Source organism: Bradyrhizobium genosp. P (genome assembly GCF_049949265.1).
Lineage (GTDB): Bacteria > Pseudomonadota > Alphaproteobacteria > Rhizobiales > Xanthobacteraceae > Bradyrhizobium.
The window spans coordinates 2,008,733-2,028,891 of sequence record NZ_CP188195.1 but is presented as its reverse complement, the minus strand read 5'-3'; the positions used below and the strand labels follow the sequence as shown (position 1 = coordinate 2,028,891).

Annotated in this window: 17 protein-coding genes; 1 reads left to right on the top strand and 16 read right to left on the bottom strand. The window is 64.4% G+C overall.

Translation table 11 applies throughout. The annotated features are described in order from the left end of the window. Positions 1-162: 162 nt before the first annotated feature. The 14 genes from ACP2YO_RS09980 to ACP2YO_RS09915 all read right to left on the bottom strand — a co-directional run bounded on the left by ACP2YO_RS09980 (position 163) and on the right by ACP2YO_RS09915 (position 16,902). Positions 163-1,584, bottom strand: a complete 1,422-nt coding sequence (locus ACP2YO_RS09980) for an amidase (protein ID WP_426440710.1) — start codon at positions 1,582-1,584, stop codon at positions 163-165. Between the two features lie 117 nt (positions 1,585-1,701). Continuing rightward, a complete protein-coding gene (locus ACP2YO_RS09975; RefSeq protein ID WP_426440709.1) occupies positions 1,702-2,640 on the bottom strand; it encodes a carbohydrate kinase family protein in 939 nt (312 codons plus the stop codon). A 12-nt stretch (positions 2,641-2,652) separates the two neighbouring features. Next, positions 2,653-4,308 carry an FGGY-family carbohydrate kinase gene (locus ACP2YO_RS09970; RefSeq protein ID WP_426440708.1) on the bottom strand — a complete coding sequence of 552 codons (1,656 nt, stop codon included), beginning with the start codon at positions 4,306-4,308 and terminating at the stop codon, positions 2,653-2,655. Between the two features lie 65 nt (positions 4,309-4,373). Continuing rightward, positions 4,374-5,147 carry an SDR family NAD(P)-dependent oxidoreductase gene (locus ACP2YO_RS09965; protein ID WP_426440707.1) on the bottom strand — a complete coding sequence of 258 codons (774 nt, stop codon included), beginning with the start codon at positions 5,145-5,147 and terminating at the stop codon, positions 4,374-4,376. 85 nt (positions 5,148-5,232) lie between these two features. Next, positions 5,233-6,237, bottom strand: a complete 1,005-nt coding sequence (locus ACP2YO_RS09960) for an ABC transporter ATP-binding protein (protein ID WP_426440706.1) — start codon at positions 6,235-6,237, stop codon at positions 5,233-5,235. A gap of 16 nt (positions 6,238-6,253) precedes the next feature. After that, complete coding sequence (locus ACP2YO_RS09955) at positions 6,254-7,084, bottom strand: carbohydrate ABC transporter permease (RefSeq protein ID WP_426440705.1); 831 nt, start codon at positions 7,082-7,084, stop codon at positions 6,254-6,256. A gap of 4 nt (positions 7,085-7,088) precedes the next feature. After that, positions 7,089-7,961: a carbohydrate ABC transporter permease gene (locus ACP2YO_RS09950; protein ID WP_426443119.1), complete on the bottom strand. Its 873-nt coding sequence runs from the start codon at positions 7,959-7,961 to the stop codon at positions 7,089-7,091. A 164-nt stretch (positions 7,962-8,125) separates the two neighbouring features. Then, positions 8,126-9,439, bottom strand: a complete 1,314-nt coding sequence (locus ACP2YO_RS09945; RefSeq protein WP_426440704.1) for an ABC transporter substrate-binding protein — start codon at positions 9,437-9,439, stop codon at positions 8,126-8,128. A 166-nt stretch (positions 9,440-9,605) separates the two neighbouring features. Continuing rightward, entirely contained in the window at positions 9,606-10,559 is a 954-nt protein-coding gene (locus tag ACP2YO_RS09940; RefSeq protein WP_426440703.1) for a sugar-binding transcriptional regulator, read from the bottom strand. A 9-nt stretch (positions 10,560-10,568) separates the two neighbouring features. Next, positions 10,569-11,234 carry an HAD family hydrolase gene (locus ACP2YO_RS09935; RefSeq protein ID WP_426440702.1) on the bottom strand — a complete coding sequence of 222 codons (666 nt, stop codon included), beginning with the start codon at positions 11,232-11,234 and terminating at the stop codon, positions 10,569-10,571. Between the two features lie 39 nt (positions 11,235-11,273). After that, positions 11,274-11,927 (bottom strand): hypothetical protein, encoded by a 654-nt coding sequence (locus tag ACP2YO_RS09930; RefSeq protein WP_426440701.1) that lies wholly within the window; start codon positions 11,925-11,927, stop codon positions 11,274-11,276. A gap of 70 nt (positions 11,928-11,997) precedes the next feature. Beyond that, on the bottom strand, positions 11,998-15,117 hold the full coding sequence (locus tag ACP2YO_RS09925) for an efflux RND transporter permease subunit (RefSeq protein ID WP_426440700.1): 3,120 nt from the start codon (positions 15,115-15,117) through the stop codon (positions 11,998-12,000). Beyond that, positions 15,114-16,301 carry an efflux RND transporter periplasmic adaptor subunit gene (locus tag ACP2YO_RS09920; RefSeq protein WP_426440699.1) on the bottom strand — a complete coding sequence of 396 codons (1,188 nt, stop codon included), beginning with the start codon at positions 16,299-16,301 and terminating at the stop codon, positions 15,114-15,116. The genes ACP2YO_RS09925 and ACP2YO_RS09920 overlap by 4 nt, the downstream gene beginning before the upstream one ends. After that, positions 16,285-16,902, bottom strand: a complete 618-nt coding sequence (locus tag ACP2YO_RS09915) for a hypothetical protein (RefSeq protein ID WP_426440698.1) — start codon at positions 16,900-16,902, stop codon at positions 16,285-16,287. Before ACP2YO_RS09915 ends, ACP2YO_RS09920 begins: the two co-directional genes overlap by 17 nt. 63 nt (positions 16,903-16,965) lie before the next feature. Here ACP2YO_RS09915 and ACP2YO_RS09910 point away from each other — a divergent pair, with 63 nt between their 5' ends. Beyond that, the gene (locus ACP2YO_RS09910) at positions 16,966-17,901 is read left to right on the top strand and encodes a LysR family transcriptional regulator (protein WP_426440697.1); all 936 of its coding nucleotides are present in this window, start codon (positions 16,966-16,968) and stop codon (positions 17,899-17,901) included. 15 nt (positions 17,902-17,916) lie between these two features. Here ACP2YO_RS09910 and ACP2YO_RS09905 read toward each other — a convergent pair whose 3' ends face one another. Continuing rightward, positions 17,917-19,431: a glycerol-3-phosphate dehydrogenase gene (locus ACP2YO_RS09905; RefSeq protein ID WP_426440696.1), complete on the bottom strand. Its 1,515-nt coding sequence runs from the start codon at positions 19,429-19,431 to the stop codon at positions 17,917-17,919. Beyond that, on the bottom strand, positions 19,428-20,159 hold the full coding sequence (locus ACP2YO_RS09900) for a class II aldolase/adducin family protein (protein ID WP_426440695.1): 732 nt from the start codon (positions 20,157-20,159) through the stop codon (positions 19,428-19,430). The genes ACP2YO_RS09905 and ACP2YO_RS09900 overlap by 4 nt, the downstream gene beginning before the upstream one ends.

Genomic DNA, 20,159 nt, shown 5'->3' with positions numbered 1-20,159 from the left:
CGATTTGCTGCGCAAATCGACCTCTCCCCGTCGGAGAGAGGTGAACCGAGTTCGTGGCCCAACCGATTCAATCAAAATTCGTTACCCACTGTATGCCGCAGCGTCACGTTTCAACATGTTCTTCGGCGAATGCAAGCCCCTCGCAACGCCTCGTTCATGAGGTCAGGACGGCCAGCGGCCGAGCAGATCGCTCGCCTGCTCGAACAGCGACGAGACACGCAGCAGCTCCGCATCCGCACGGAAGCGGCCGACCAAATGCAGGCCGATCGGCAGGCCGTCGCGGCCGAAGCCGGCAGGGATGCTGATGGCGGGGTGCCCGGTCATGTTGAAGGGCATGGTCCAGGGAAACCAGTGCGGCCGCACGCTGTCAAAGCTCTGCCCGTCGATATCGATGGTGCCGAACAGATCCTGGTCGATCGGCAGCGCGGTACGCGTGAGGGTCGGCATCGCGAGCCAGTCCGCGCCTGCCAGCATCGACTGCACACGGCGGAACAATGCGGTACGATCGAACATCGCCTGCTGGAAATCGACGCCGCTCACTTTCTCGGCCAGCGCGAGCTGCTTGAGGAAGGTCGCGCTGAGGTCATCAGGATGGTCGGCGGCGAGCTTCTCGAAGCGGGTGCGCCAGGCCGTATGATTGATGGCGCGCCAGATTGGCTCGATGTCAAAGCCCTCGCCGGAAAATTCTTCCAGCTCCGCGCCGAGGCCGGCCAATCGATCGAGGCTCGTCTTGAAGGCCGCGGCCACATCCGCGGTCACCGGACGACCCGGCGGCGAGAGGCAGAACAGGATTTTCTTGCCACGCAGATCGCCGCGCGGCGCCGCGATGCCGGGATAATCGGGGACCGGCACGCCGATCGACCATGGATCGGAAGCATCTTCGCCCGCCATCGCCTGCATCATCAATGCGGTATCGGCGACGGTGCGCGTGGTCGGTGTGACATAGGTTTGGTTGCCGAAGGCATCCTGCACCTGGCTGTGCGGAATCACGCCATTGCTCTGCTTCAACCCCACGACGCCGTTGCACGCCGCGGGGATCCGCGTCGAGCCGCCGCCATCGGTGGCCACCGCCAGCGGCGCAATGCCGCTTGCGACCGCCACCGCCGCGCCGCCGCTCGAACCGCCGCTGGAGCGGCGCGCATCCCATGCATTGCGCGTCCGGCCGAACAGCGGCGAATCGGTCAGGCATTTGCTGCCGAACTCCGGCGTCGTCGTCTTGCCGATCAGGATTCCACCCGCCGCACGAAGCCGGGCCACCGCCACCGCATCGTGGCCGGGCACATTGTCCTGAAACGGCACCGCGCCGAATGTCGTCCTCACGCCCCTGGTGTTGACGAGATCCTTCACCGTGAAGGGAATGCCATGAAGCAGGCCGAGCGGTTCGCCGGCCATGACCTGGCGCTCAGCGTCCCTGGCCTGCGCCGTCGCCGCGTCACCACACAGCGTGATGAAGCAGTTCAACTCCGGCTGCAACCGCTCGGCGCGAGAAAGCACGGCACGGGTGATCTCGACGGGAGAAAGCTCCTTGCGGGCAATGCGCGCGCGAAGCTCGACGGCGGACAGAAGACAAAGGTCGTCGCTCATTCGGGAAAGCACTCGCATCAGACGTGGTCGACGGTCGGCATCGTGCCGCGCCGCACGAGGCGTGTCCATCACCTCCGACGCATGGCGGCATGTCACGCGGCCGATCCTGCATAAAGCCTACCAATAATCGGCGGGCAGATCGCGGCTGCGCGGCGGATCGGCGCCGGCGCGTGTACAGGTGAAGGCGGCACATTTGCAGGCGAACGACAGCGCGCGCTTGAGCTCGGTCGCGGTGATGTCCCGTAACCGTTGCCGGTCGATCCGGCCGAGCCGGTGCAGCGCGGCGAGCAGGGCGGCTTGGAAGCTGTCTCCGGCACCGATCGTATCGACCACCTTCACCACCGGCGCGTCGACCTCGATCAGGCCCGTCCGATGATGCCAGGCACAGGCGCCATGATTGCCGCGGGTCACCACGACGAGAGAACAGCCGTCGGCCAGCAACGTCCCCGCCCTGTCAGCGTAAGCCTCGTCGCCGAAGAGATAGGCGAAGTCGACGTCGGACATCTTCACGATGTCGGCCGTGCCGCAGAACGCCCTCATCCGTGCGCGATAGGCATCCTTGTCCTTGACCAGATTCGGCCGGCAGTTCGGATCGAGCGAAATCGACACGTTCGACCTGGCCTCCTCAATGAAGGCCAGCGTCTCGGCCGCTCCCTTGTCATGGACCAGCGTTGTCGAGCCGGCGTGAATGCATTCAACATTCGCCAGCGCGATCGCATCACGCCGATAGACCCAGTTACGCGACGCGGTGTCGGCGTCATAGAAAGCGTATTGGGTCTCGGTCCCGGTCACGCGCGCAAACGCAAGCGTCGCCTGGTGATCGCTTCGCGTCGCGGAGCTGAGATCCACGGCCGAGTTCAGCGCATGATCGGCGATCATTGTGCCGAACGTATCGGTCGAGATGCCGCCGACGAAGCCGGTGGGAACATCGAGCCGCGCCGTCCCGATCGCGATGTTGAGACAGGAGCCGCCGACCGCCGGCGTCAAGGCCTCGCGGCCGTCAGCCGTCTTCGACGGCAGGAAATCGATCAGCGCATCTCCGCAACTCAGCAGCATGTTGCAAAAATCCTAGCTCGATAGTGCTTCGCCGGGCGCCCGCTTCATTGCTTCGCGCGTGTTATGATCGAGATCGCGGAGCATTCTGTGCACGCTGCGCTTGCGGCGGTGGAAATCGGCCATCTCGGGCTTGGTCGGCTCGCTGAGGCGGCCGAGCGCCGACATGCCGGCCATCGCCGCGTTGATCGATTTGTGCGCGCCGCTTGCGACGGCACCTAGCATCGCAGCCCCGAGCAGCACCGGCTCCTGCGTCTGCGGCAGCGCCACGGTGTAGCCGATGGTGTCGGCCATGATCTGGCGAACCAGCGGGCTGCGGCTCGCGCCGCCGCCGATCACGATGGTCTTGCCGTCGATGCCATGGGCCTGCAAGGCGTCGATGACATCGGCAAGCCCATAGGCGAGCCCGCACAGGCCGGCGATGAACAGCCGTTCCATCGCCGACACGTCGGCATCGAGGTCGAGCCCCGCGATCACGGCGCGCGATCCCGGATCGGCAAAGGGCGAGCGATTGCCGAGGAATTCCGGCAGGACGTGGACGTTGCGCGCGAGCAGCGCGGCGGCACCGGCATCGCCCGCGCGCGCCAGAATGCGCTTCTCGAGGTGTTCAATGATATCGACGCCGTCGTTTTTTGCCGCAGCCTGGACCTCAACATGCGCCGGATGCGACCGCAGCAGATGATCGATCGCGGCACCGGCCGCGGATTGGCCGCCCTCGTTGAGCCAGAAGCCCGGCACCATGCCCGAGAAATACGGCCCCCAGACGCCCGGCACGAAACATGGATCGACTGTTGTCGCCATGATGCAGGCCGACGTCCCCATCATGTAGGCGAGCCGCTGGCGGACATCGACGTCGGCGCCCGACCCGTCGCGGCCGCCGATCGCGCCGACCCCGCCGGCATGGGCGTCGATCAGCGAGGCGCCGACCGCCGTCCCCGGCATCAGGCCGAGATCGCGGGCAGCGTCATCCGATAGTCCGCGACCGAGCGGCGAGCCGGGCGGGACGATCTCGGTGCCGATGCGCGCAAAGCGGTCGGCGGCGAGATCCTCAAGCCCGACCCGCCGGAAGAAAGCCTCACTCCAGCCACCCTCGCCCGCCACATAGGTCCATTTGCAGGTCACCGTGCAGGTCGACCGCGCCAGCGACCCGGTGGCGCGGAACGAGAGATAGTCGGCGAGATCGAAGAAGTGCCCCGCGGCGTCGAAGGTCGCAGGCAGATGCCGCTTCAACCAGAGGATTTTCGGGATCTCCATCTCCGGCGAGATGTTGCCGCCGACGTAGCGCAGCACGCGATCGCCGGTTGCGTTGACGAACTGCGTTTCGTCCATCGCGCGATGGTCCATCCAGACCACGACATTGCGCGCATGATCGCCCGACGGGCTGACGGTGAGCGGCCGCCCGGCCGCATCGAGCACCACGAGCGAGCAGGTCGCGTCGAAGCCGATGCCCTTGACGTGCGAGGCGGCGACCGCGGCCTCGCGCATCGCATGGCGGACGGAAGCGACGCAGGCCGCCCAGATGTCGTCGGACGATTGCTCGACGATGTCGCCGGTCTCATGCCAGACCCGGATCGGATGCCGGGCCGCGCCCAGCAGCTTTCCCGCCTCGTCGAATACCCCCGCCCGGGCGCTCGTGCTCCCGACGTCCACCCCGATATAGGCTTGCCGCATTGCCGCGCTCTACTTTTCGTTCGGGCACAATCGCTTCCGGATCATGCTGCCGTCCCGACGCGAGCTTACCAGCAAGTGTAGCCGCCATCGACCAAAACGATGCTCCCGGTCATCAGGCTGGCGGCCTCGGAGGCCAGGAACAGAACCACGGAGGCGATCTCGTCGACCTGGCCCATCCGGGCCATCGGGGTTCCGCCGATCCAGGCGTCATACATCCTGGGGCTGTTCTTCACGAAGGCGTTCAGCGGCGTTTCGATATAGGTCGGCGCCACCGCATTGACGCGGACGCCGCGCGTCGCCCATTCGGCGGCCAACGATTTGGTCAGATGGTGCACTGCGGCCTTGGAAGCGTTGTAGAAGCACTGTTCCTGCGGCTTGTTGACGATGAAGCCGGACATCGAGCCGACATTGACGATGGTTCCGGACTTCGCCTTCAGCATGTGGTTCCCGAAGGCCCGACAGCACCAGAACGTACCGTTCAGGTTGACGTCGACGACGTTGAGCCAGTGTTCATCGGTCACGGTCTCGGCCGGTGTTTCGCTGCGCGCGATCCCGGCATTGTTGACCAGGATGTCCACCTTTCCATACTTCGCGACCAGTTCGTCGGCGACCTCGGAGACGCGCTTCGAGTCGGTCACATCCATCAGCGCAATATCGGAATCAAAGCCCTTGGCTTTCATCGCAGCCTTTGCGTCATTGGCGGCCTTGGGGTCGCGATCGCCGACGATGACCTTCGCGCCGGCTTCCGCCAGCGCCTCGGCACAGGCGAGACCGATGCCCTGGCCGGCGCCGGTGATGATGGCGGTCTTGCCGTCGAGCTTGAACTTCTCCAGATACATTTTCTTCTTCCTTTGCCTGTGCCCGCGATGTGCGGACGTGTCGCCCCGGCCTGAGCATCTCCAACCCTCAAGAATCGTCCGCGTCTTACGCGTGGATCGACTTTCCGCTGTCGTCGAAACGATAGACGCGCGATGGCTCCGGGGTCAGCGACACACGATCCCCCGGGTGCAAGCCCAGCTCACCGACATAGCGCGCGGTCAGCGTCCCGAGCGGCCCGGCGTCGACATAGAGGAACGTATCGCTGCCGAGATGCTCGGCGACGGCGACCGTACCCGGCCATCCCGGTCCGTTCGGCTCGACCTTCAGATGCTCCGGCCGCACGCCGATGGTGGTGGCGCCCTGCTGCTTGGCCGGCTCGCCGGTGACGAAATTCATCTTCGGCGAGCCGATGAAGCCGGCGACGAACAGGTTAGCCGGCTTCTCATAGAGTTCGAGCGGCGAGCCGTATTGCTCGATCTTGCCGGCGTTCAGCACCACGATCTTGTCGGCCATGGTCATGGCCTCGACCTGATCGTGGGTGACGTAGATCGCCGTGGTGCCGAGTTGCTTCTGCAGCCGCGTCACCTCGAGCCGCATCTGCACGCGCAGCGCGGCGTCGAGATTCGACAGCGGCTCGTCGAACAGGAACGCCTTCGGCTCGCGCACGATGGCGCGGCCGATCGCGACGCGCTGCCGCTGGCCGCCCGACAATTCGCGCGGCTTGCGATCGAGATAGGGCGTCAGGTTGAGGGTCGAGGCGGCGCCGTCGACCTTGCGGTTGATCTCGTCCTTCGGCAACCCGGCCATCTTGAGGCCAAAGGCGATGTTGCCGCGTACACTCATATGCGGATAGAGCGCGTAGGACTGGAACACCATCGACAGCCCGCGCTTGGCCGGCGGCACGTTGACCACGTTGTGTCCGTCGATCAGGATCGCCCCGCCGGTGACGTCCTCAAGCCCTGCGATCAGCCGCAGCAGCGTGGTCTTGCCGCAGCCGGACGGACCGACGAAGACGACGAAGGAGCCGTCCGCGATGTCGAGGTCGGCCCCCTTGATGATGTGGACCGGCCCGAACGATTTTTGCACACCCTGCAGCGTAATCTGACCCATGGCAAAAGCCTTTCTGCTACTTGACCGCGCCGAAGGTCAGGCCGCGGACGAGTTGCCGCTGACTGAACCAGCCGAGCACGAGGATGGGCGCGATCGCGAGCGTCGACGCCGCGGATAATTTGGCCCAGAACAATCCTTCCGGGCTGGAATAGGATGCGATGAACACGGTGAGCGGCGCGGCCTCGAGCGTCGACAGATTGAGCGTCCAGAACGCCTCGTTCCAGGCCAGAATCAAATTGAGCAGCATGGTCGAGGCGAGCCCCGGTATCGCCATCGGCGTCAGCACATAGACGAGCTCGCGGCCGATCGTGGCGCCGTCCATCCGCGCGGCCTCGAGGATGTCCTTGGGGATTTCCTTGAAATAGGTGAACAGCATCCAGATCACGATCGGCAGATTGCCGAGGCACAGGATGAAGACCAGCCCGGTGCGGGTGTCGAGCAGGCCGAAATTCCGGTAGATCAGGTAGATCGGCACCAGCACGCCGACCGGCGGCATCATCTTGGTCGACAGCATCCACAGCAGGATGTCCTTGGTCCGCTTGGTCGGCGAGAACGCCATTGACCACGCTGCCGGGATCGCGATCACCATCGCGATCAACGTCGATCCGCCGGCGATAATGATCGAGTTGAGCGCGTGGTGGAGGTAGTCGCTGCGTTCCTGCACCGTGACGTAGTTCTCAAGCGTCCAGTGGAAGAACAGGAACGACGGCGGGATCGCGAAGGCTTCCAGCTCGGTCTTGAAGCTCGCCAGCACCATCCAGAGGATCGGGAAGAAGATCACGAAGCCGACCAGCCAGGCCGCCACCGTCGAAATCACCTTGTTCTGTGTCGTGACCATCCGTGCCATGACGTTACGCCTCCAGATTCCGGCCGACGATGCGAACGAGGAAGAAGGCGACAATGTTGGCGATCACCACGGCGACAAGGCCGCCCGCCGACGCGCTGCCGATATCGTACTGGATCAGCGCCTGCGAGTAGATCAGGAAGGCGATGTTGGTGGTTTCCAGGCCGGGCCCGCCGCCGGTGGTGACGAATATCTCCGCGAACACCGTCAGAAGGAAGATGGTCTCGATCAGGATCACCACCGTGATCGGGCGCGCCAGATGCGGCAGCGTGATGTAGATGAAGGTCGACATCGCGCCCGCGCCGTCCATCTCGGCGGCCTCCTTTTGCTCCTCGTCGAGCGACTGCAACGCCGTCAGCAGGATCAGGGTCGCGAACGGCAGCCATTGCCAGGAGATGATCAGGATGACCGCGAGCAGCGGCGCGTCGGTGAACCAGTCGATCGGGGTCGCGCCGAACAGTTTTGCGATCCAGGCGAACAGCCCCGACACCGGATGCATCAGAAGATTCTTCCACACCAGCGCGCTGACGGTCGGCATCACGAAGAACGGCGCGATCACCATCAACCGGACGATGCCGAGCCCGACCACCTGCTGATTCAGCAACAGGCCCAACGGCACGCCGAGCAGAATCGTGATCGCGAGCACCGAGCCGACCAGCACCAGCGTGTTCTGCAGCGAGGCGAAGAACGCCGGGTCGGTGAGGAAGTAGCGGAAATTCTCCAGGCCAACGAACGCTTCGGAGCCAGGATCGAGCAGATTGTAATGCAGCGTCGAGAAATAGATCGTGAGCGCGAGCGGCACGATCATCCAGATGAACAACAGCGCCACGGCAGGAGTGAGCAGTGTTCGCGCGAGCAGTTGGGTCTGCTGGGTCGCCATCTCCGCCTCCTTTTCCATAGCGTTTTCCAGCGAAGTGGACGCCGGTTCGCGTGAAGAAAACGCGTCAATCTGAGAGCCTAGGAAGTGCGACCATCCCGTTGCGGGACAGGATGGTCGCGAGTGGCCCAGCTCGGGAGGATTGAGCCGGACGAACGGGACGAAGCCTATTTGATATAGCCCGCGCGCTTCATTTCCCGCTCGGTCGAGGACTGGGCAGCCGCGAGCGCGGCATCGACTGTCATGGAGCCGGAGAGCGCAGCCGAGAACTGCTGGCCCACGCTGGTGCCGAGGCCCTGGAATTCAGGGATCGCCGCATACTGCACGCCGACATAGGGCACCGGCTTCACAGTCGGGTGGTTCGGATCGGCCGCATCGATCGAAGCTAGCGTCATTTTGGCGAACGGCGCCGCCTTCAGATAGTCGGGGTTCTTGTACAGCGAGGTGCGCGTTCCGGGAGGTGCCGCGGCCCAGCCTTCCTTGTCCGCGACGAGCTTGCTGTAATCCTTGCTGGTCGCCCAGGCGATGAACTTCTCGGCCGCGTCGACCTTCTTCGAGCCGGCGGGAACCGCGAGGCTCCACGCCCACAGCCAGTTGGCGTTCTTGCCGAGCCCGGTGTTCGGGGCCAGCGCGAAGCCGACCCTGTCGGCAACCTTGGAATCCTTCGGGTTGGTCACCATGGACGCCGCCACCGTGGCATCGATCCACATCGCGCATTTGCCGGCGTTGAACAAAGCGAGGTTCTCGTTGAAGCCGTTCGAGGAGGCGCCGGGAGGGCCGGCCTGCTTCATCAGGTCGACATAGGTCGTCAGCGTCTTCTTCCATTCCGGCGAATTGAACTGCGGCTCCCACTTCTCGTCGAACCAGCGCGCGCCGAACGAATTGGACATCGCGGTCAGGAACGCCATGTTCTCGCCCCAGCCAGCCTTGCCGCGCAGGCAGATGCCGTAGACGCCGCCGGCCTTGTCGGTCAGCTTCTTCGCGGCATCGACCACGAAGTCCCAGGTCGGGCTTTCCGGCATCTTCAGGCCGGCCTTGTCGAACAAATCGGTGCGGTACATCACCATCGAGCTCTCGCCATAGAACGGCGCGGCGTAGAGCTTGCCGTCGACCGAGACCGCGTCGCGGATCTTCGGCAACAGGTCGTTGACGTCGTAGTCAGCGCCGAGCTTGTCGAGCGGCACTAGCCAGCTCTTCTTGGCCCAGATCGGCACCTCATAGGTGCCGATGGTCAGCACGTCGAACTGACCGCCCTTGGTGGCGATGTCCGTGGTCACGCGCTGGCGCAGCACGTTCTCTTCGAGGGTCACCCACTTGACCGTGATATCGGGATTCTTGGCGGTGAATTCGCCGGTGAGCCCCTGCATGCGGATCATGTCGCTGTTGTTGACGGTCGCGATCGTCAACGTGGTCTGGGCCAGCGAGGGAGCGGAAATCAAAATGGCAGCGGCGCCCGCAACGGCGCAAAGGACGTGTTTCAAGGTGACCTCCCATAGCCACGTTGAGCATATGCCCACGTGTTGAGCGTATGTTCATACTGTCGCCGAATTTTGTCAAGCGCCCGGATACGCCGCCACGCGCGATTGCTGACGTCATCACACCTTGGAATGGAGTTTTTGCAGATGCGAAGGGAACGCCTCGGGGCGCTCAGCGATCGAGGATCGCGCGCGCGGTCGCCTCGTCCGTGATCAGGCCGTTGATCACCCGGCCGGTGAGCGCGGCCTTGATCGCCGGGACCTTGGCGGTGCCGACGGCTGCGGCAATCGTGGTGGATTGGGCGGGAATCTGCGGTGGAATGCTGGTCAGCCGCTTGTTGGTGCCGCCCTTGATCAGCTTTCCCTTGGCGTCATAGGCCCAGCCGGTCACCTCGCCGACGGCGCCGAGCCGCATCATCTCCAGCAGCTCTTCGCGGGTGACGAAGCCGTCGACATGAACCTGCGCCTTCTGGTCCATCTGGCCGACGCCAATCAGCCTGAGATCGGCCCTCGCCGCCACCGCCTTGACCCGCGCGATCGGCTCGATGCGGACCATGCGGTTGCGCTCGTCCTCGCTCGACATCAGGAACGGCAGCGGCATCGGGTAATGCCGCGCGCCGGTGCGGTCGGCCAGCCGCCCCACGGTATCGTAGAAGCTCGCCGAGCCGTCGGCGGAGATGTTGCCGACCAGCGAGACGATCTGGTGATCGGGCCGCTCGATCGGCGAGACGCGCTCGACCGCGGCGCGCACGGCGCGGCCGGTGCCCAGCGCCACGATCACGGGCGTCTCCGAACGCAGCGTGGTCTCCAGGACATTCGCGCAGCGCTCGGCGATTCCCGCAGTCGAAAGTGGCGCCGACGGATCGGTCGGCACGACATCACAATGCGCCAGGTCGAACCGGTCCTTCAGCTTCGAGGCCAATTCCATGCAGCCCGCAATGGGGTGTTCGAGACGAAACGTGATCAGCCGTTCGGCGAGACAGAGCGACACCAGGCGCTGCGCCGAGGCGCGCGACACCTGCAGCATCCTGGCGATCTCATCCTGGGTGTGGCCCGCGATGAAATAGAGCCAGCCGGCGCGCGCCGCATCGTCGAGGCGGGACTTTTCGTTGTCGGGCGTCGCCATGGCCGTAGCTCAACCTTCGGTCCAAAAATCCATCATCGAAGCAAAAATTCGATTCGCTCCGGCTTCCCGCAACAGACCATTGCCGTCACGTGAGCGATAGTGGGCGCCACCGACGAACCCCCACACTTTCATGCCCGCCGCCTTCGCGGCCATCACGCCACTGACGCTGTCCTCGATCACCAGCGTCCGGCGCGGTTCGCATCCTATCTCGCCGGCCGCATGCAGAAACAGATCCGGCGCCGGCTTGCCGCGCTGGACCATCTGCGAGGTGTAGAGCCGTTGCCCGAAATACGCCGCAAGGCCGGTCAGCTCCAGCGAAAATCTCACCCGCTCGAGATCGCTCGACGATGCGACGCAGTGCGGCAGGCCCAAATCCGCCAGCACCGCTCCGACACCTTGTATCGGCTTGAGCTCGGATTGGAATGTTTCGCGGACACGCCCCGTCAGATCGGTCAGGAAGTTTTCCGGCACCAGCCGTCCGGCATCGCGGCAATATTCGATCACCGCCGCCGTGCTGCGGCCAAGGAACAGCCTGAGCACCTGCTCGCTGCTCATCTCGATGCCGATCTGGCCCAGCGCGTCAGACAGGCAGCGGCAGCTCAGCTCCTCGCTGTCGACAAGGACGCCGTCGCAGTCGAAGATGACGAGATCGGTCTCGGGCAGCCGCGGATCCATCCCGGCATGAGATCATATGCTCAGAGCATGAGCAATAGATCAGAATATTGCGAGGCGCACCAGCAAGTCGCCCCACAAGGCGCCCAGGATTCCGGTCAGCACAAAGGTCGTCCAGAACAGCGCGGGGTGCGTGGCCCGCTCCCGGCGGGAGACCACCGCCACCGCAGGCAGGCCAAGAACGACGGCGAGCGGCACGATGGCCGAGCCGGTCTGGCCAGGATCGATCGTCCAATCGGCGAGTGCACTGGCGAATGTCTGCGCCAGCATCACGGCGATCCAAAACAGAGCCTTGTCCCGGACCGAAACGATGGAGGCGATCCCGATTGTTCCGGCGGTCCGAAACCACACGATCAGCGCAAGCACGAGCAGTGCGGCGAGCTGGAGGGACGCGGCGAAATCGCCGATCCCGAGCGAGTGGTCCGTCGTATGGGCCAGCGCCGCGCTGACGACCGAAACGGCGAGCAGCACAAGCCAGAATGCGACCTCGTTATAGCGATCGATTGCAAATAGCCCCCCGATCGAGGCAACGCAGGCGATGGCGATGAGATAGCTCCCGGTTCCCCCGACGGCGTGGCCTCCGACCTCACCCAGCGCCGTCGCAACGGTTTTTATCACCCAGAACCCGAATGTGACCTGGGGAATTCCGCTCATGCGCCCGGCTGACGCCAGCACCTCCTGATGTCGGATATTCATGCTCAACTCCGCTGCGATGCACAGGCTGGAATTTGGATCCTCGCTCACCGGGGACCAGCTCGACTCCGGTTCAAGTCGAAAAGGATGCGTGCCCGGCCGGCTTGAACGAACGGTGCCCGCGTTTTTGGCTGATCCAATGGGTCAGGCCGTCAAGATAGATGTAGACCACCGGCGTGGTGAACAGCGTCAGGAGCTGCGAAACGATCAAGCCGCCGACCATGGCGTAGCCGAGCGGCTGCCGGAGCTCGGCGCCGGTGCCGGCGCCGATCATCAGCGGCACGCCACCGAGCATTGCGCACATCGTCGTCATCAGGATGGGGCGGAAACGGGTTTTGCAGGCTTCAAAAGCCGACTGCTCGGCGGTCAATCCGCGATCCCGCTCAGCCTGCAGCGCGAAGTCGATCAGCATGATGCCGTTCTTCTGCACGATCCCGATCAACAGGATGATGCCGATGATCCCGATCACATCGAGGCCGAAGCCGAACGCCATCAATGCCGCCAGCGCGCCGAGTCCGGCCGACGGCAGCGTCGACAGGATCGTGATCGGATGGATCGCGCTCTCGTAGAGCATGCCGAGGATGAGATAGACTGCGACCAGCGCCGCCACGATCAGCACCGGCGTGCTGGCGAGCGAAGCCTGGAAGGCTTGCGCATTACCCTGGAAGCTGGTGGCGACCGTCGTCGGCATGTGCATGTCCGCCGTTGCTTTCTGGACGGCGGCGACCGCTGTGCCGACCGCGGTTCCGGGCGACAGGTTGAAGCTCAGCGTCACCGACGGGAACTGGCTCTGGTGATTCACCGCCAGCGGCGCGGTGCCATACTCGATCGAGGTGAACTGGCCCAGCGGCACCATCGTGCCGCTACCCGAGCGGATATAGATCCGGTTCAGCGCATAAGGCCCGAGCTGGAACGACGGATCGACCTCGAGAATGACGAAGTAGGTGTTGAGCGTGGTGAAGAGCTGTGCCACGTGGCGCTGGCCGAATGCATCGTACAGCGTGTTGTCGACGGCTGCGGGATCGATGCCGAGGCGCGAGGCGGCGTCGCGGTCGATCCTGAGCTTGAGCTGCCGTCCGGCATTGGCCTGGTCGCTCGCGACGTCGGCGAGCTGCGGCAAGGTCTTCAGCTTGTTGTACAGCCTGTCCGACCAGGTGTTGAGCTCATCCTGATTCACGTCCGTGAGCGTGAACTGGTACTGCGTCTTGGACAGACGGCTCGCCAGGTTGATGTCCTGCGTCGCCTGCATAAATACCTGGATGCCCTGCAGCTTCTGCAATTTGGCATTGAGCTGGCGGATCACCTCGTCGGCGGTGAAGTCGCGCTGCTGGCGCGGCTTGAGCAGGATGAACAGGCGGCCGTTGTTCTCGGTCACCGTCGGTCCGCCCGGTCCGATATAGCCCGTCGCATTCGCAACCGAGGGATCGCGCGCGATGATGTCGATGACGTTGCGCTGCAGGCTGGCCATCTGCGTCGGCGACACGTCCGCGGATGCCTCCGTGATGCCGGCGATCATGCCGGTATCCTGCTGGGGAAAGAACCCTTTCGGGATCACCACGAACAGCACGCCGGTCAGCGCAATGCTTGCGAGCATCACCGACATCGTCGCCGGCTTGAAGCGAAGGGCCAGCCGCAGCACGGCTTCGTAGCCGGACTGGATCGCGACAAAGCCGCTTTCCAGCCATCGTGACACCGCGCCCGGCCGCGCATCATGGGATGGCGCGAGCAGCGTGGCACACATCATCGGTGTCAACGTCACCGAGACAACGACCGAGACCGCGATCGCAACGCACACCGTGACGGCAAATTCCTGGAACATGCGGCCGATCACGCCGCCCATCAGGAGCAGCGGAATGAACACCGCGACCAGCGACACCGAGATCGAGATGATCGTAAAGCTGATCTCGCCCGCCCCTTTAAGCGCGGCCTCGCGTGGCGATAGCCCCTCCTCGATATGCCGCGAGATGTTCTCGACCATGACGATGGCGTCGTCGACCACGAAACCAACCGCGATCGAGAGCCCCATCAACGAAAGATTATCGAGGCTGTAGTTCAACAGATACATCACGCCGAAAGTTCCGATCAGCGAGATCGGCACCGCGACGCCCGGAATGATGGTGGCCCAGACGTTACGCAGGAACAAGAAGATCACGCCGACCACGAGCACAATGGTCAAAAGCAGCGTGAACTGGACGTCGGCGACGCTGGCGCGGATGGTCTGCGTGCGGTCTGAGGCGATCTTGACCTGAATGTCGGTCGGCAGGCCCGCGATCAGCTGCGGCAGGATTGACTTGATACGATCCACGGTAGCGATCACGTTCGCGCCCGGCTGACGCTGGATCGCCAGCACGATAGCCGGCTTGTCGTTGTACCATCCATGCAGCGTGATGTCCTCGGCGTCCACCACAGCATGACCGACGTCGCGCAACCGGAGCGGCGCGCCGTTGCGGTAGGCGATGATCAGATTGTCGTAGCCATCGGCTTCGAGGACCTGGTCGTTGGTGGCGAGCGTATAGGCCTGCTGGCTGCCATAGAGCACGCCCTTTGGCTGGTTGATGGTCGCAACCCCGAGCGCCGAGCGGACCTGTTCGAGGTCGAGGCCGGTGGCCGCGAGCTTGGCCGGATTGATCTGCACCCGGATCGAGGGCTTTTGTTCGCCGCCGATGGTGACGAGCGAGACGCCGGGGACCTGCGACAGTTTTTGCGCCAGAATGCTGTCGGCATAGTCGTTGACCTTGGTCAGGGGCAACGTGTCCGACATCAGCGCGATCAGCAGCACCGGAACGTCGGCCGGATTGATCTTTTTGTAGGTCGGCGGCGACGGCAGGGTCTTCGGCAATTGCCCCGCTGCCGCATTGATCGCGGTCTGGACGTCCTGTGCTGCTGCATCGACGCTGCGATTCAGGGCGAATTGCAACGTGATCTGCGTATTGCCGAGCCCACTGCTCGAACTCATGCTGGTCAGTCCGGCGATCTGCCCGAACTGTCGCTCCAGTGGCGTCGCGACCGAGGAGCCCATGGTCTGCGGATCGGCGCCGGGCAATTGCGCGGTCACTTGGATCGTCGGCGTATCGACATTCGGCAGCGCCGAGATCGGAAGTTGAAAGAACGCGATCAGGCCGACCAGCGTGATGCCGATTGCGAGGAAGGCGGTCGCGATCGGCCTGAGAATGAAACCTCTGGAGATGTTCATGGCAGCATTCCTGCACTCGCTGTTGATGCATTCTGCACGCGCGATTCCTGATCGGCGGGAACGGCCTCCACAGTGGCGCCGTTGGCGAGGCGATACTGGCCGGCGACGACCACGGTGTCGGATGCCGACACGCCCTGCGCGATCATGGCCTCGCCCGCCCGCGATTGACCGACAGTGACATTGCGCACCTCGACCGTGTGATCGGGTTTGACCAGATAGACGAATGGTCCGTTCGGCCCCTGCAGCACCGCAGTCAGCGGCACCGTGAGCGCATTGGACTTGACGGCGATCGTCAGGTGAATGTTGACGAAGGAACCCGGCCACAACGTCCGATTGGCATTCGGGAACGACGCCCTCAGCCGCACCGTGCCGGTCGAGCTGTCGACCTGGTTGTCGATCAGCATCAGGCTGCCATGGTCGAGCTGTTTGCGGTTCTGTGCGTCGAATGCGTCGACTGTGGCATTGCCTGCCGCCATGGCCTGCTGCACGTCGGGAATCTGCGTCGACGGCAAGGTGAAGATCACCGAGATCGGTTGCAACTGGGTGAGGATGACCAGGCCGTTAACATCCGAGGGCGCGACAATGTTGCCGGGATCGATCCGGCGGATGCCGGTGACACCATCGAACGGGGCCGTGATCGTCGAAAAGCTCAATTGGGTGCGCGCGGCTTCGAGCGCCGCCTGGTCGAGCTGCAGCGTGCCCTCGCCCTGCGCCACCTGTGAGGACTGGGTATCGAGCAATTGCTTGGTCGCGAAGCCGCGGTTGGCCAGCGGCTGGGTCCGCGCAAGGTCGGCCTTGGTGTTCTTCAATGCCGCCTGGTCGCGGGTGAGCGCCGCGGCGGCCTGATCCACCTGCGCTTGGAAAACGCGCGGATCGATCTGCGCGAGCCGTTGCCCGCGCTTGACCGGTTGCCCCTCGACGAAGTCGACGCTCTCGAGCGTGCCCTGCACCTGAGTGCGGATCGTCGCGGTGTTGATCGGCGTCACGGTTCCGAGGCCTTCGAGCACGATCGGCACATCGTGCTGCCGAACATGCGCGACGGTGACGGGCACCGCACTCGCGGATTGAGATGGACTGCTTCCGGCTACATGCGAAGCCGGCCGATAGCGGACATAGGCACCCGCGGCGATCAGGACGCCGATCGCGAGAGCCGCCACGCTGATTGTCTTAGTCCTGGTCATCATGCGATCTAACTCCGTTGCTGGCCTGACGACTGATGGTCGCGACCAGTTCAAGCAGGAAGGTTCCGGTTGCGCTCGCGGTCGCCTCCGCGTCGCGGGCGCTTCCCGGCGGGAGCATCAAGATTCGCTCGTCGATATCGGCCGCGCGCAACGCATCGATCAGGCCATGCTCCGATACCGGCCCATCCTTGTGCGCGACCAGCCGCACCGCGGCCGTCCTCAATACTATCGGCGATCGCAGCGGACCGCAGGGAATATCAGTGACAACTATGCCGTCACAGGCGAGAACGCCCTCGAGCACCAGTTCAAGCGCCAGCCGTCCGGCTGCTCTGGCTCCGAGCAGGATCAATTGGGATGGATGCCTGTGCCGCGGGTCACGCGCGGCAGCGACGGCCACGATCAGCGCCGCGCGCCGCAACTCGGCCGAACCGCTCGGCACATCGACGTGGGTCCAGACGGCGAGAGGATTCTGCTGTCGCCAGCGCAGGAGATCCGCCGTGCTGGGCATGGCTGGCGCGTTGGCGTCGGTGACGGTGGTCACCAGCACCCGCGCTGTCGCCTCCGCCGCGTGACGCCCGATCTGTGGGTTGGCTGATCTGAACATGCCGCGAAAGTGGGCGCGATGGCTGTATTAATCAAATGAATTGATGTAATATGGAGATGCACGTTGGGAATACGACGCGTTATGAAGGTGAGGAATCTCGATCTCAATCTGCTGCTCGTGTTCGACGCCGTGATGCGCGAGCGCAGCGTGCTGCGCGCAGCCGATGCGCTCGCGCTCAGCCAGCCGGCGGTCAGCCACGCGCTGAACCGGTTGCGGCAGACGATCAACGATCAGCTCTTCGTTCGCACCTCCGCAGGCATGGTACCGACGCCTCGCGCCGAGCAGCTCGCGCTGCCGGTCCGCAAGGCGCTGAACGATCTGCAGGTCGCCATCGCCGGAGACAGCTTCGATCCCGCAACCGCTGAGCGGCGTTTCGCGATCGCGGTGAACAATTATGCCGCAGTGGTCCTTGTCGGCCCGATCGTGGCCGCAGCGCGGGCGCAAGCGCCGAACGTGCGGCTTTCCCTGGTGCCGAGCGGCACGCTGGACCTTACCGACAGGCTCGATCGCGGAGAGCTCGACCTCGTGATATCGGCACGGCAAGCCGATGCCGAGCGGCTTGCGTCAAAGGTGCTGATCGAGGACCGCTACGTCGCGGTACTGAGACGCGGCCATCCGGCACTGAAGAAAAAATTGACGATCGCCGCGCTGGCGGAGCTGGGGCATCTGGCGATCTCCTCCAGCGGCGAGAACATGAATTTTCTCGACCAGGCGATGCAGGCGCAAAACGCGACCCGCTCAGTGGCTCTCGACGTGCCCTATCTTTCGGCGGGCGCGGTGCTCGTGCAGTCCGACCTGGTCGCAATCCTCGGCCGAAATCTGGCACAGGAGTTCCGCCGGGCGCATCCGATCGAGATTAGGGAGCTCCCGTTTGAGGCGCCCCGGCTGCGCAGCGTCATGCTTTGGCACCGCCGCCTCGACGACCTGCCCGCGCATCACTGGCTGCGTGAATCCATCGCCGCGGTGGCGGGCACGCTCGGGGAAAGCCCACACGCCTAGGCTCCTGCCTCTACTCTAGGTGCCTGCAATGTAACTTTCGAAGGCATCGCGCTGCGCCGATGTCAGATGCAGGCCGTGCTTGGTGCGGCGGTCCAGAACATCCGCCGCCGTCGTCGCCCATTCGGTGTCGCGCAGATAGGCCACCTCACGCTCGTAGAGATGCCCGCCGAAATGGCGTCCGAGATCCGCACAGTTACGGGCCGGCCCGAGCAGCTTGCGCGCCCGCGTGCCGTAGAGCCGTGCATAGTGCTGCACCAGGTCGCGCGGCAAACCAGGATAGTCGCCGGCCAGTTCGCCGGCGAACTCGTCGAACTCGCCGATGTCGCCGCCCGGCAGCGGCTTTCCGGACGTCCATGCCGGCGCCAGCTTCGGAAACCAGGGCGCGAGGCGTTGCATCGCGTGCTCGGCGAGCCGCCGATAGGTGGTGATCTTGCCACCAAAGATCGACAGCAAGGGCACGACAGCAGCCGCGCCGTCGATCTCGAACACATAGTCCCGCGTCACCGCCGACGGATTTTCGGCATTATCGTCATAGAGCGGCCGCACGCCCGAGAAGGCGTGCACGATGTCGCCCCGTTGCGGGGCGCTCCTGAAATAGCGCTGCAATACCTGCAGCAGATAGACAATCTCGGAGTCATCGATCGCGACCTGTTCGGCGCGTCCTTCATACGGAATGTCGGTGGTGCCGATCAACGCGAGATCGCTCTCGTAGGGATTGACGAAGATGACGCGGCGATCGTCGTTCTGCAGCAGATAGGCCTGCGGCCCGCTCCAGAATTTCGGGACCACCAGATGGCTGCCCTTGACCAGCCGCACATTGTGTCCGGAGTTCAGGCCGGTGACGCCCTGCACGACGTCTTGCACCCACGGCCCGGCTGCGTTGACCAGCGCCCGCGCGCGCACGACCTCGGTGGTCCCATCGCCGCGCCGCATCTCGAGCCGCCACGTGTCGCCGTCCCGGCGGGCGCCGACGGCGCGGGTCCGTGGCAGGATCACGGCACCGTGGCCCGCAGCATCGATCAGGTTAAGGATGACGAGCCGCGCGTCGTCGACCCAGCAGTCGGAATATTCGAAGGCGCGGCGAAATTCGGGACGCAGCGGCGCGCCTTCGGGCGCGCGCGATAGATCGAGGCTACGGCTCGACGGCAGGCGCTTGCGGCCGCCGAGATGGTCGTAAAGGAACAGCCCGGTGCGGACCAGCCAGGCCGGCCGCTGTTCTGGCGAATGCGGCAGCACGAAGCGCATCGGCCAGATGATGTGCGGCGCCGAGGCGAGCAGGACTTCCCGCTCGATCAGGGCCTCGCGCACCAGGCGAAATTCGTAATATTCGAGATAACGCAGGCCGCCATGGATCAGCTTGCCCGAGCGCGACGACGTGCCTTCGGCAAAATCGTCCTTCTCGCAGAGCAGCACCTTCAGTCCGCGGCCCGCGGCATCGCGCGCGATGCCGGCGCCGTTGATACCGCCGCCGATGACGGCGATATCGACCAGCCCGTGATCCCTGCCTGCGGCGAGCGCAGCACCATTCATCGCTTGCTGCTACGCCTCTTCTCGGCGCGGCGAGGCGCCGCCTTCGCCGTTACGCGCGCCTTCTGTTTCGGCTTCGGCGCCTGCAGGCCGTAGCTAGAGAACCCCTGCGCCGTCTCGGCGATCTCCTCGTCGGACAGCACGACCCGCGAATCGAGCGCAAGCGAGAGATAATATTGCCGCGCGATGGTCTCGAGCTCGACTGCGAGCCACATCGCCTTGTCGAGATTGGGCCCGAGCGCGATCATGCCGTGATTGGCGAGCAGGCAGCCGTTGCGGCCCTCGAGCGCTGATATGGCATGCTCCGACAATTCCTTGGTGCCGTAGCGTGCATAGCCGGCGCATCGGATATCGGTGCCGCCGAACGCCGCCATCATGTAGTGGCAGGCCGGGATCGGCTTGCGCGCGATCGCGAGCACCGTCGCATAGGTGGAATGGGTGTGGACGATACCGCCGACATCGGGCCGGGCGCGCATGATGTCGAGATGGAAGCGCCATTCGGTGGAGGGCTGCAGCGGTCCGTCCCATTCGCCATAGGCGCCTTCGAGCGGCATCGAGGCGATCATGTCCGGCTTCATCGCATCATAGGGTGTTGCTGACGGCGTGATCAGCATCCTGTCCTTGTAGCGCGCGGAGATATTGCCCGATGTGCCCTGGTTGAGACCCGACGCATTCATCCACCGGCACTTGGCAATGATCGCCTCACGCAATTGTCGTTCTTCACGGGTCAT

Coding starts and splice junctions, on each gene's coding strand:
- ACP2YO_RS09980 (WP_426440710.1), bottom strand. CDS start 1,584: ATGAGCGACGACCTTTGTCTTCTGTCCGCCGTCGAGCTTCGCGCGCGC.
- ACP2YO_RS09975 (WP_426440709.1), bottom strand. CDS start 2,640: ATGCTGCTGAGTTGCGGAGATGCGCTGATCGATTTCCTGCCGTCGAAG.
- ACP2YO_RS09970 (WP_426440708.1), bottom strand. CDS start 4,308: ATGCGGCAAGCCTATATCGGGGTGGACGTCGGGAGCACGAGCGCCCGG.
- ACP2YO_RS09965 (WP_426440707.1), bottom strand. CDS start 5,147: ATGTATCTGGAGAAGTTCAAGCTCGACGGCAAGACCGCCATCATCACC.
- ACP2YO_RS09960 (WP_426440706.1), bottom strand. CDS start 6,237: ATGGGTCAGATTACGCTGCAGGGTGTGCAAAAATCGTTCGGGCCGGTC.
- ACP2YO_RS09955 (WP_426440705.1), bottom strand. CDS start 7,084: ATGGCACGGATGGTCACGACACAGAACAAGGTGATTTCGACGGTGGCG.
- ACP2YO_RS09950 (WP_426443119.1), bottom strand. CDS start 7,961: ATGGCGACCCAGCAGACCCAACTGCTCGCGCGAACACTGCTCACTCCT.
- ACP2YO_RS09940 (WP_426440703.1), bottom strand. CDS start 10,559: ATGGCGACGCCCGACAACGAAAAGTCCCGCCTCGACGATGCGGCGCGC.
- ACP2YO_RS09935 (WP_426440702.1), bottom strand. CDS start 11,234: ATGGATCCGCGGCTGCCCGAGACCGATCTCGTCATCTTCGACTGCGAC.
- ACP2YO_RS09930 (WP_426440701.1), bottom strand. CDS start 11,927: ATGAATATCCGACATCAGGAGGTGCTGGCGTCAGCCGGGCGCATGAGC.
- ACP2YO_RS09925 (WP_426440700.1), bottom strand. CDS start 15,117: ATGAACATCTCCAGAGGTTTCATTCTCAGGCCGATCGCGACCGCCTTC.
- ACP2YO_RS09920 (WP_426440699.1), bottom strand. CDS start 16,301: ATGATGACCAGGACTAAGACAATCAGCGTGGCGGCTCTCGCGATCGGC.
- ACP2YO_RS09915 (WP_426440698.1), bottom strand. CDS start 16,902: ATGTTCAGATCAGCCAACCCACAGATCGGGCGTCACGCGGCGGAGGCG.
- ACP2YO_RS09905 (WP_426440696.1), bottom strand. CDS start 19,431: ATGAATGGTGCTGCGCTCGCCGCAGGCAGGGATCACGGGCTGGTCGAT.
- ACP2YO_RS09900 (WP_426440695.1), bottom strand. CDS start 20,159: ATGACCCGTGAAGAACGACAATTGCGTGAGGCGATCATTGCCAAGTGC.